This is a genomic window from Neolewinella sp., assembly GCF_965214665.1.
Classification (GTDB): Bacteria; Bacteroidota; Bacteroidia; order Chitinophagales; family Saprospiraceae; genus Neolewinella.
This window is the reverse complement of record NZ_OZ243970.1, coordinates 1,585,303-1,596,830: the sequence shown is the minus strand read 5'-3', so window position 1 is coordinate 1,596,830 and position 11,528 is coordinate 1,585,303. Positions and strand designations below refer to the sequence as shown.

8 protein-coding genes are annotated in these 11,528 nt (G+C 49.7%); 6 read left to right on the top strand and 2 right to left on the bottom strand.

Features of this window, described 5'->3' with window-relative positions:
- Window positions 1-11 precede the first annotated feature (11 nt).
- From ACOOHD_RS07140 to ACOOHD_RS07130, 3 genes are read left to right on the top strand one after another with little or no spacing between them, the layout of a single operon-like run.
- Window positions 12-935 (top strand): RraA family protein, encoded by a 924-nt coding sequence (locus ACOOHD_RS07140; RefSeq protein WP_420460879.1) that lies wholly within the window; start codon window positions 12-14, stop codon window positions 933-935.
- Window positions 936-967: 32 nt separating this feature from the next.
- Window positions 968-2,410, top strand: coding sequence for a mandelate racemase/muconate lactonizing enzyme family protein (locus ACOOHD_RS07135; protein WP_420460878.1), 1,443 nt, complete (start codon window positions 968-970; stop codon window positions 2,408-2,410).
- Window positions 2,410-3,495, top strand: a complete 1,086-nt coding sequence (locus ACOOHD_RS07130) for a bile acid:sodium symporter family protein (protein ID WP_420461410.1) — start codon at window positions 2,410-2,412, stop codon at window positions 3,493-3,495. Before ACOOHD_RS07135 ends, ACOOHD_RS07130 begins: the two co-directional genes overlap by 1 nt.
- 112 nt (window positions 3,496-3,607) lie before the next feature.
- Here the strand turns inward: ACOOHD_RS07130 and ACOOHD_RS07125 are convergent, their stop codons facing one another.
- Window positions 3,608-3,970 carry a hypothetical protein gene (locus ACOOHD_RS07125; RefSeq protein ID WP_420460877.1) on the bottom strand — a complete coding sequence of 121 codons (363 nt, stop codon included), beginning with the start codon at window positions 3,968-3,970 and terminating at the stop codon, window positions 3,608-3,610.
- A gap of 493 nt (window positions 3,971-4,463) precedes the next feature.
- Window positions 4,464-5,339, bottom strand: a complete 876-nt coding sequence (locus tag ACOOHD_RS07120) for a helix-turn-helix domain-containing protein (RefSeq protein WP_420460876.1) — start codon at window positions 5,337-5,339, stop codon at window positions 4,464-4,466.
- Between the two features lie 238 nt (window positions 5,340-5,577).
- Here ACOOHD_RS07120 and ACOOHD_RS07115 point away from each other — a divergent pair, with 238 nt between their 5' ends.
- The 3 genes from ACOOHD_RS07115 to ACOOHD_RS07105 all read left to right on the top strand — a co-directional run bounded on the left by ACOOHD_RS07115 (window position 5,578) and on the right by ACOOHD_RS07105 (window position 11,526).
- Complete coding sequence (locus ACOOHD_RS07115; RefSeq protein ID WP_420460875.1) at window positions 5,578-5,838, top strand: hypothetical protein; 261 nt, start codon at window positions 5,578-5,580, stop codon at window positions 5,836-5,838.
- Window positions 5,839-5,874: 36 nt separating this feature from the next.
- Entirely contained in the window at window positions 5,875-6,417 is a 543-nt protein-coding gene (locus ACOOHD_RS07110) for a D-Ala-D-Ala carboxypeptidase family metallohydrolase (protein ID WP_420460874.1), read from the top strand.
- 744 nt (window positions 6,418-7,161) lie between these two features.
- On the top strand, window positions 7,162-11,526 hold the full coding sequence (locus tag ACOOHD_RS07105) for a hypothetical protein (protein WP_420460873.1): 4,365 nt from the start codon (window positions 7,162-7,164) through the stop codon (window positions 11,524-11,526).
- The last annotated feature ends 2 nt before the right edge of the window (window positions 11,527-11,528 follow it).

The window sequence follows — 11,528 nt, the reverse complement described above, 5'->3', positions numbered from 1 at the left end:
AGAATACCAGCATGAACCGAAGCTTCTATTTTATCTGCCTGATTATCTGGGTGCTACCCATTACGGGTCAGCAAATCACCCCTAATGCGAAGGAGATTCAAGCCTTGACGAGTCAGTGGACCGGAGAGCGCTTCGCCGACGGCCGCCCCAAAACACCCGATGCTTTATTGGCACGACTCGCGAACGTATCGCTGGAGGAGGCCTGGGGGGTACTGCGCAACGAGGGGTACCACAACCAGTACGAGGGTGATTGGATGGTGCTGCACCCCGAGCAGGTAATGGTCGGCCGCGCGGTCACCGCCCAGTATATGCCGCTGCGACCCGCGTGGAACGAGATGATTAAAGCGCAGGGAGAAGCCGACGGTCGCATCGGGGGGACCAACTCCTGGCCCATCGACATCCTATCCCCGGGGGACATATACGTGGCCGACGGTTACGGTAAAGTCATCGACGGTACCCTCATCGGCGATAATCTGGGTAATTCCATTTACGCAAAGTCTCAGAACGGCGTCATCTTCAACGGGTCGGTCCGCGATGTAGAGGGTCTCGAAAAGATCGAGGGCTTTAATGCCTGGATCAAGGGGTACGATCCTTCCTACATCCAGGAGATGCAGCTTGCTTCCATCAACGCACCGATCCGTTTGGGACGTGCTACCGTTTTGCCGGGGGATGTGATCCTGGCTAAGCGGTTAGGCATCATTGTTATACCACCCCATCTACTGGAACGCGTGGTGGTCACCGCCGAGTTCGTGGCACTCCGTGACGCCTTCGGGCACCAGCGCCTCAGGGAAGGTAAGTATACACCCGGGGAGATCGACCGGGAGTGGACCGCCGACATCAAAACCGACTTTATGACCTGGATCGAGGCTAACCCCGATCGCCTGCCCATGAGCCGTACCGAACTGGATGCCTACCTCGCAGAGCGCAACTGGTAGGCTAAGCAAAACTTATCGACAAACCATAGCATATGCCGACTCCTTCACTAGACTTCTTACAGCGGCTGGGACTGCGGGAACCAACAGCCTCCCCCCCGTCTAAGCGGCGGGATTTCATTAAGCAAGCAAGCTTAGGTGGTCTGAGCCTGGCCGGTTTGATCACCGCTCCCATCGCTCCTACCCTGGAATACGCAACGCAGCGTGTGCGGCGCGCCTCGTCGCCCTCGGACCTAAAGATTACCGATATGCGCTACGCGGTGGTGATGAACGGGGGCGGCCGCTGCCCAATCATTCGTATCGATACGAATCAGGATATCCACGGCCTCGGAGAGGTGCGCGATGGGGCCAACTGGCGCTACGCCTTATTTCTCAAGAGCCGGCTGCTGGGCCTCAACCCCTGCAATGTGGAAATGATCTTCAAGCGCATCAAGCAGTTTGGCCACCACGGCCGGCAGGCCGGGGGCGTATGTGCGGTGGAAATGGCCCTGTGGGATCTCGCCGGTAAGGCCTACGGGGTACCCGCTTACCAACTACTGGGTGGAAAGTACCGCGACCGGGTACGCCTGTACGCCGACACCCCACGGGCGGACAGCCCCGCGGAGTTCGGCCGCCGCATGAAGGAGCGCGTAGAGGAGAAGGGGTACACCTTCCTTAAGATGGACTTCGGGATCGAATCGCTGAAGGGTGTAGAGGGGGCCCTCGTGAACGATAACTTCTGGGATGTAGACCGTCAGTGGGACAGCGCCCCGCTCAGCTACGGCGCCACCGAACACCCCTTCACCCAGATCCAGATCACGGATAAGGGGTTAGACCTGCTGGCCGAGTACATTGCCTCGGTACGCGAGGCCGTCGGGTATTCCGTACCGCTGGCTTCCGATCACTACGGCCATTTTGATCTCAACAACGCCATTCGGCTGGGGAAGGCCGTTGAACCCTACCGGCTGGCGTGGTTGGAAGATCTGCTCCCCTGGAAGTTCACCAACCAGTGGCGCGAGATCACCGCCGCAATCACCACCCCTACCACCACGGGTGAGGATATCTACCTCAAGGAGGAGTTTATCAAATTGATCGACCACCATGCCGTCGACATTATCCACCCCGATCTGGCGAGCTCAGGTGGACTACTCGAAACCAAGCGGATTGGTGACTACGCCGAGGAACGCGGCATCGCCATGGCCATGCACTTTGCCGGTACGCCCGTGTCCTTCATGGCCAACGTACACTGCGCCGCTGCGACCCAGAACTTCGTCGCCCTGGAACACCACTCCGTGGACCTGGACTACTGGGAAGATCTAGTCGACACCGAGCAGCCGCTGATTGAAAATGGATTTGCGATCGTGCCCGAAGCTCCCGGCCTGGGCGTCGAACTCAATGAGGAGGTGGTCAAACAGCACCTCGATGAAGAAGATTCCGCCTACTTCAGTCCCACGCCCGGGTGGAACGACATACGCTCCTGGGACCGGTTGTGGAGCTGATGACCCGCTATCGAATCGGTCTATTGGTCGCCGCCGCCTGTTTTCTAGCGGCCGTCATACTCTGGCAGTGGGGCGGTATGAGTGGGGTAGGTCCGCTGCTAATTCTCGGATTTTTGCTGTTGGCCTATGGCATCCGGGGCTATGAGCTAGTGCGGGGCTTCACCTACACCGTGATCATCTTCGCAGCCGTGACGGCGGCCCTGTTCTACCCCGAGACGTTTACTCAGGTCGGCACCTTCCGCACCTCCCGCTTGATTCTGCCCCTGCTTATGATCATCATGTTCGGAATGGGCACGGCACTGAGCTGGAAGGACTTCAGGGGCGTGATCAGTATGCCTAGGGCAGTAGTGATCGGGGTGGCCTGCCAGTTTTGCATCATGCCCTTCGTTGGGTTCGGACTGACTAAACTCTTTGCCTTCCCGCCCGAGATTGCTGCCGGGATAATCCTGGTAGGCTGCTGCCCGAGCGGCCTGGCTTCAAACGTGATGGCCTATCTAGCCAAGGCCAATCTGGCGCTTTCCGTCAGCCTGACGATCGTGGCCACCCTGGTTGCCCCCCTGATGACGCCCCTATTAATGCGGGAGCTAGCGCAGCAATACGTACCCATTGACTTTTGGTCGATGCTCTGGGACATTACCAAATTGGTTATTCTGCCCGTCCTAACGGGCCTCTTGTTCAATCACTTCCTCCACGGTAAAGTCGGCTGGCTGGACCGCGCCATGCCCCTCGTATCGATGGCCGGCATAGCGATCATCATCGTCGTCATTACCGCAGCGGGGCGGGACGACCTGCTCAGTATCGGTCCCCTACTTATCCTAGCGGTACTCCTACACAACCTGAGTGGCTACTGCTTCGGTTACGGTGCCGCCAGAGCGCTTCGCCTTCCCGAACAGGATTGCCGGACCGTTGCCCTGGAAGTTGGCCTGCAAAATGGTGGCCTGGCTTCCGGACTAGCCCTGACGATGGGGAAGCTCGCGACCGTCGGATTAGCTCCGGCGGTATTTGGTCCGGTGATGAATATTACCGGGTCGTCGCTTGCTACTTGGTGGGGTCAATCGTACTCGACAAAACAATCAAATGTGTAGCGCTTGGCCCTTAAGCCCCCGAAATCCTTGCGCTGCTGGGTACAGATTAGGGCGGGGCCGCGGGTGCCAGGTAACTCGCGCGGCCCGAAAGTCACCTCCTAAGCCGGTAGCCTCAGTAACTCCGACTATCAAAAGCATCACCCGTCAGTGTGCAATTTTCCGCCGGCTCAGCCACGTCGAAGGAGTTAGAGTCGTAGGTAGCCTCCAGGCGGTAGTAGTCCTTAAACACCGAGCGGTAGCAAACGTAGAAGGTAGGCGATTCACCGTTGTTAATCCGGTCATAGAGTAACTGCGCTAGGGTGTAGTTATCGTTGAAGCGCAAAAAGGAAAATGACTCGCCCGCCTGAATCGTGCGGTTGCCGATGGACGTAGTACCGTAGTTGCGCTGAATTGAATCGGGCGCCGCCAGTGCATCCCAGAGCTCTCGGTAAGTGCTGAGGTACTTATCCCTGAACTGGAGCTGAAAGCCCTCCACGATGGGGTGGTATGGATTTGTTTTTTTCGCCGGTCTTTGCTCGTGGGGTCCAGGTTGGCCTCGGCTACCTGGTGCCCGAGTTCGGTCCACAGTTCCACGAATGCCTGTCCGTAGTCCAGCAGCGTGAGCTGCTGCTTCAGCGCCTGAATCACATCATATTTTGTAGCGGCAAGTGGGGCAAATTCTTCGCGGGTCAGCATGGCGTTTTGCCTGAAATATACGGATTTTTTATATGCGACAATCTGGTTTGAGCCCGTCCGGTCGTGGCATTCCAAGTGCGCTCGTCTCGAATATCTTGATAGCTCAGTAGCGTGGTCGTAAAGTTGGCTGGCACAATGCAACCATTGGTAGTCAATGAGTTAGTTTGCAATGACTCTGTTTTATTGATTGGACTTTCTAATAGTAATCATCACTGCTTGACTACTTTGACCGGACTGTCCGGCTCTAATAAAGCAGTTGACAATATGGTGCTTCACTTTTGGTGACAAATGCTTTATATATTATTTTCATCAAAATATAGGCCGGAACTAGAGAAATCTTCGACCTGTCCAGATATAGCTCTTTCGTTCTGACTCTTAATGTATTTTGCGGGGCTGAAGCCTGAAAACTGCTTGAATTCGTGCGTCATATGTGCTTGGTCGTGGTAGCCTAAATCTAGAGCAGTCTGAGAAAGTGAAAAATCGGATAGTTTGTGGAGCGTAGTCAAAGTGTCGTTAAAACGCATTACGCTCAGAGTGCGTTTGGCCGAAAATCCTAACCGTACCCGGGTCAGTTTACTAAGGTGCTGCTGACTGATTCCCAGATCGGATGCAACATCCCGGACGCTGATCTTCCGGGTGTGCCGTTTTTCGTAGGTATTCATAATGGCGGGAAGAATGGACCTGCGTACACACTTCCCCTTGAGCTTCTCCAAAAGATAGTTGTCCAATTGTTGGATCATGTGAAAGCAGGAGGGGGCTTCCTCCATTTGATCGTAGAGATCCTTCAATCCAGGGTCCAGTTCTGATCTGGCGTCTGGTAGATGATCCTGAAAGAAATACATCGGTACACGATCGAATAGCAATGACATCATCCCGGGATGAAAGATCACCCGTAGGTGCGTGCTGCTCCCAAGTGTGGTTCCATGCATTGGCATATTCAGCGGAGATAGCACGATACATTGAGGGACAGTTACCCCATCTAAAATTTTACTGCGAGCATTGACGGTGCCGACACTCCAAAAGTGGAATACTAAGCCGACTCCGAAAGACGGTAAGAGGTTAATACAACTGAAGCGGGAGCCGTCTATATGGATCCATTCGTAGCGGATGACAATTTTGGAGAGGGGGGCGGATGGGCGAATGTAGGTGGGTAGGTGGGTATTGCTCATGGTGAAGGTGATTTCGCGTAGGGAAAGATAAAAGCCAGAATACAATTGAGGACTTGAGTCAGGGGTCCAAATGCCGGCACGGACTCATCTCAGTATATGCGTGTTAAAACATAAAATTGTGAGCCGAAGAAACTGCTTATAAGCCCTAATTTAACAAATAACATTCACTTTTTACAATTTTGTAACCAGAATTTGGCCCTACTTTTGTGATAAAACGGCCCCGCTAATTCTAGTACCGATGACTACCTACAGTTTACTCCTCATTCAGGGCGATGACTTAAAGGGAGACGATCTGGTATTTGGTGGGCTTCGGAATGCGAAGCAAGTAGTCTTAAAGCATTGCTTCTTTGGTTGGCTGGTCCAGATTGAAAGTACTGGCGAGCTTTACATGCGGGAAGCAATTCAAAAATTCATTGAAAGACCCGGCGTTGAACGACTTACGGTTTTAGGTATGCGCAGAATCCTTGACGATCAATCTCATGATAGTAACGAGCAGTAATACAGATCACAACCTTCCACTTGATAATTTACCACTATGCCTACCACACTAACGGACAGCAAGCCATTTGTAGATTATTTCAATGGCCTTAAGCTTAAACATTTCCAACCGGCGGAACTCCTGATCGGGACATCGAGGGCGGAAAATTGCATACCTCCACGGGAATTGTGGGATAATATGGTGATGACGATCGTAGTACTCGATGAGCTACGATCGCATTTCAACGCGCCGCTTATCCTTACATCAGTATACCGCTGCGAGGATTACAACCGGAAAATCAACAGTGCGTCGAAGCTGAGTCAGCACCAGGCGTTTACGGCTGCTGATTTTCATGTCCGTGGCGTATCGGCTAAGAAAGCTGCTGATGTCTTGAACGATTGGGCCGACACGGGAAAAGAGTTTCGTCTGCCGGTGAAGGTGAATAGAACAGGTATAAGCTGTAGTCATGGTGTAATTCCTTTTCACGATGTGCGAACCAATAGCAAGCCTGAAGGTGAATACTTTCAGCTGGCGGGTGGGATATCCAATTATGTAAATTTTACTCATTTAGATACCCGGGGTGAGTACGTGACGTGGTAGAATAATAAAGAGAACATAATTGAATATCTCTTGTGCCATCACTTAGGATTACAAGGCGGATGAATTAACAACTAACACATAATTGTACGCTTGATATTGGAGGTGAAAGTAGGAGTCCAGAATTAACAACCAATTAAAATTACACTATCATGCCAGAATATAATGTTTGGAAAGCTATTCCTACATCACACACAGTACTGGCGACATATCACATTGTGCGCTTACCGAGTATCAGTAGAGAGCAGTTCATAGATGGATTATCCAGCACAGTACTGCCCGGGGTTCGAAGTCCTGAAAGTCACAGACTACACAATATATACGCCCAAGAGTTACACTATGATTTTAACGATACTGACGTAGACAAATGCTTGTGGACAATATGTATTGATGGTGTTTCAATAGATGTAAAAAATGCACAAAGCGAGTTTGGAGATTTTGACGAAAGGATTAGATATTACTGCAACGAGCTATATGATAGCATTAAGCATGAGTTAGAATTGCTCGGTGTTCGCACCAAATATTCATATACTATCAGTCTAAACAGGTGGAAGATTTAGGGTAGAGTCTATTTCCTAGTCATAGATCTGTTTTGAAACCCAAGTACTACCTACTCTCACTTTTATGCTACAATCGAACATCCCGACATTACTGATGCCGCTCCGGTTAGAGACGAGATTCGTAGCAAACGAATTGTGGGTCAGGGCCTTTCCGGATACCATATTCTCCAATAGCTTCGATCCGAGTTTGACGGAGGAAGAAAGGGCGGTCAGAAAAATATTCCTTGAATCTCCCCGAGCACTCGATGATTGGAATAGATTAGTCAGGGCAGTTGGAGTTTACAGGGCTGGCTGGCTTGCTAAAATGAATGACCGGGACGACACCGTAACGGACCCTAACGAAGACAAAAATATCAGATTCAACTGCCTCCCCGATCGGCTGTGCCTTTATTTATACAAAGATATCGATGGAGAACCGGGTAAACTTCTGGGGCAATCGATTCCTAACGACGGATTAGAGTTCTTTTCTGATAACGGAGATGAATCTTGGATTGAAAACTTCGAAAAGGCGGTAGAAAATGGAATGGGTTTCAAAGTGCCGCTACCCAACGATACGAATTCATTTAAGAAACTAGTGGTTGTGGGCGTACGCAATGAGACTCCCACAAAGTCCGCAAGCGACCTTGCTGAACTCTTTGAGTCCCATCAGTACACACGCGATTTTAGAATATTGGAGTACGGTTCCCCGACAAACAATACAACGAGTACAAATAGTTTGCATTCTGCGAAGCACTTTTTCAATGCGGAAGACACCTATGCTTTTTCCCGTAAAAAAGAAGAGGAAAATCCTTTAAATGTGCTTGGTGGTACTTTGAGTGGTAATATTCTAGATCCTGCCGACAATGTTCATGTAGATTTGTTCTCACCACGTGAACTACAGCAAAGCTATGACGCGGTAAAGTCGGACAGCCAAATGGTATTGCCATCTCTTAATTTTGGCCAACGGCTTACTGAAGCTTTTGGCATCAATTCATCTCTTTTTGGAAACGTTCCTGGTGAAGATCTCAGCGAATCCAAGGTTGCAGCACTTATTCATCGATTAGGCTGGTTTTCGCTCGGCGGAACTACCCTAGAGCGTCTGGTTCCACATACTATTGGAAATGAAACGCATACCGAACTTTGGAATTACTACTCTAACTATGTAAAAGCTCGAGGTTACTATCCGACTATCAAAGTTGGGAATCAACCCTATGGAATACTTCCATTCAAATGTGCCCGGCCGGTCGCTGAGGAACAATTCAGTTCCGCGTCATTTACGGACAAGGTGGCCTACATTCTGGCAATACTTAAGAAGGAGTGGCTAAAATTCGCGGAAAACAATGTTCCCCGATCACCTGGCGTCGATAAGGAAGAGGTAGGTAACCAAATCCTTAGAATGTTAAGCATGCAACCTTCCTCTACCTCGGTGAAGGTCCGCTCCTTTCTGAGATATACGGAGATTAAAGTGAGAGAGCGCACGTTACCGCAAATAAATCCGAACGGAAGCACTACCCCTTCGGAATGGCTGGAGAAAAAGATGCCAATTAAAATTCCACTTCATCTTTTTGTGGCTGTTTTCGATAATAATTCCATACAATCACAACTCATAGACCTACCGGAGGTCGACAACAATATTCCGGATTATATGGCCATTTTGAGGGAAGTACTCCATGATCCTGCTTTCGATCTTACTCAGGTCGCCTATTCCGATTTTCTCTCCTCTTATGCTGATAAATCAGATTCGAATCTTCAATCCAGAATTTCGTGGACTGTGCCTAAGTTGCCCGCAGCACTCAACCATTTAGCACGCGAGCTGGATGAGTTTCTTGCGGGGACCTGGACGCCTACGGTCGCTACAATTGGAACTGGGAATAGCACCGGATCTGGACTAGGGCCCTTTATCCCCACACTTTCATTGCTAAATGATCAAAATCTTGTTTATCATAGTTTTCACGCGGGAATGAAATTCATCACTGATTTGACCAATAGATCAGTAAGATTTTTGCCCCCTGTCAGTGATCTCGAGCCGGGCTACAGCGTATCTAATATTGAATACCTGGTATCTTCTGGCGATAGAATTGAGGAAACAGGACGAAATATTGCGCGTGTAAGCGGCCAAGGGAAGCAATACGTCATTCCCGCCCTGTCGCCACCCTTTACTGTGCATATGCCAGATAGCCGTCCCCCACGAGAGGTAGGTGATATAGTTTACAACGGACATTTTGGTGACTGGGCAGATAAAACAAGGCGTCAGTATATCAATCTGTTTCTTCAATTGTTTTCCGAACTACACCAGGCTGGAGAAAGTGAGGAAATTAATATTGAGCAGGAAAAAGGCGTAGCAGAAGCGCTCGACTTAAACAGCTACAGGTTAGATGCCTGGTTGACCGCCGCCGGTGTAAAGCAGATTAAGGATGACCGCGCTACGGACGCTACGGGAATTCACCTCGGAGCTTATGGATGGCTTGAGAACCTGGATAAAGATACGGTAAATCCGATAGGAGATGATTTGCAGGATCAGAACGACGTGACCGGCGGGATTATTCATTGTCCAACGTCGGCTCAGTCGATCACTTCCGCGGTTTCCAGGATGGCATACGAATCGTATGACAAGCCAGAAGAAGGTAAGGCCAATCCATTTAAGCTCAATCTAACATCAGACCGTATTCAGAAAGCACTCCAATTGCAAGAAGGTATTCGCCAAGGGCAGTCATTGGGGCAATTATTAGGTTATCAGCTTGAACGGGATTTGCACGATCGGGACCAACAAGCAAAAATATTCGAACTTAAAAACAAATACTCGGTAGAAAATAACGAAGACCGCGAAACAGTCCTTGTTATTGACGGATGGAAAGTTCTCCTTGCTCAACGTGAAGACAATCTTCAAATTGATGATATCGATTCCAGTTTACAGAAACTAGAAGACACTTTGGATGCTCATATGGATTTGCTCTTCTTTGAAGCAAGTTACCAAACGATGCAAGGTAACCTGAGTCAGGCCTCCGCCGCTCTTAACGCGGCAACGGGGAAAATGGCCCCTCCGGAAATTCAGTCCATAAAAACCCGATTACCCGGCATTGGATTGCAGCACAAGCTCGTAATGTTGTTTGATCACCAGGAGGGGATATTACCGAGCGACAACGTACTCGCTACCAATCCGAAAGCCTACATAGAACCGGTACTCGAAGGCTGGCTGAAGCGACAAATTGGTGATTTGGCGAATGTTGGTTGTACGGTTGCCTTTAAACCAAAGGAGGAAAATATTGCAATTCCGGAATCCTGTGTAATCACGTTGGCTGAATTAAAGATTGGGTATTTGGATATACTATACATGAGTGGTAGTCCAATGAAGGACGAGTTAACCGAACTCGAATTGAGAATTGTAAATCAGGCACAGGTTAAGCGACCGGAATTCCATTTTCACAAGCATTTATTTGAGATCACGGACGATAATATTCCGGATACCGTCGAACCGCTCTCCCAATTTCTGGAAGTTTGTCAGTACATCCTGAATGTGCTGGGGCAGAGTGAATATCTGAGAGCCGAGGATATTGCCTCTTCGGAACAGGAAAGTATCGAATACGATTTCGGTTATCTCGAAGAGCTGCGCGAAAGGTTGGATAAGTGTAGGCTAGACCTACATAACTCCGGGGATGAACCTTTTCAAGCTGCTAAGTATGCTATACAGAATGCGAAGAAGGCATTCGGGCCGGTAGACAAACACCTAACTGTTCGGGTACGCAAAGAAGTCGATCGGAAGGTCGAATTAATAGTAAAAAAGCTACAGCAAGCAAACAATCCTGAATTGAACTATTACGAAAAGTTCACTTTACTGCGAGAAGGTAGTAAGGTTCTCTTTGGCGAGTCTTTTCAACTGATTCCACCTTTTCGTCCGACAACTGATTTTATACGGGGTATAAAAGCGGATCAAAGTGTGCTGGTAGGTAAATCCATCTCTCCGGATTCCTACAATGAACAGCGTATCAAAACCTGGGTACAGGGAGTAGCCCAAGTACAACCTAAGACGGAGACTTTCGAAGATTTCTTGATGGTCAGTTCGGCTTGTCTTTCACAAGGAGCGACCTCGAAACTAAATAATACACCTCGTAACTGGCAATTTCGTGTCGTACAGTATCCGGTGAGCGATGACCATCCGTGGGTGGGACTTTCCGCGAGCGAGATGGACAATCTCGAGAACGGCACTGAAATAGTTGAGCATTATCCGGTAGGAAGTGAATCGATCGTCACCTATGCGCCTCAGGATATCAAGGGTACCGTACGGCAAAATGAATCTTTATATGGCCTACTCGTTGATCAAGTAGTTGAAAAAATACCCCAGAAAGAGAGTACCACCGGGCTAAATTTCCAGTACAACGCACCCAACACTGAGCCTCCGCAGGCACTATTGTTGGCAACCCGATCGGATGAGATGATCCGAAACGAGCAGCCGGAGTGGACGGAAGACGATCTGCGGGATGTCGTTCTGGAGGCAATGGACCTGATGAAGATACGAATGGTTGACACCGAAGCTATTGAGGACCTCGGCTTCGTCTTACCAATGACCTATATCTGATC

Coding starts and splice junctions, on each gene's coding strand:
- ACOOHD_RS07115 (WP_420460875.1), top strand. CDS start 5,578: ATGACTACCTACAGTTTACTCCTCATTCAGGGCGATGACTTAAAGGGA.
- ACOOHD_RS07120 (WP_420460876.1), bottom strand. CDS start 5,339: ATGAGCAATACCCACCTACCCACCTACATTCGCCCATCCGCCCCCCTC.
- ACOOHD_RS07130 (WP_420461410.1), top strand. CDS start 2,410: ATGACCCGCTATCGAATCGGTCTATTGGTCGCCGCCGCCTGTTTTCTA.
- ACOOHD_RS07135 (WP_420460878.1), top strand. CDS start 968: ATGCCGACTCCTTCACTAGACTTCTTACAGCGGCTGGGACTGCGGGAA.
- ACOOHD_RS07140 (WP_420460879.1), top strand. CDS start 12: ATGAACCGAAGCTTCTATTTTATCTGCCTGATTATCTGGGTGCTACCC.
- ACOOHD_RS07110 (WP_420460874.1), top strand. CDS start 5,875: ATGCCTACCACACTAACGGACAGCAAGCCATTTGTAGATTATTTCAAT.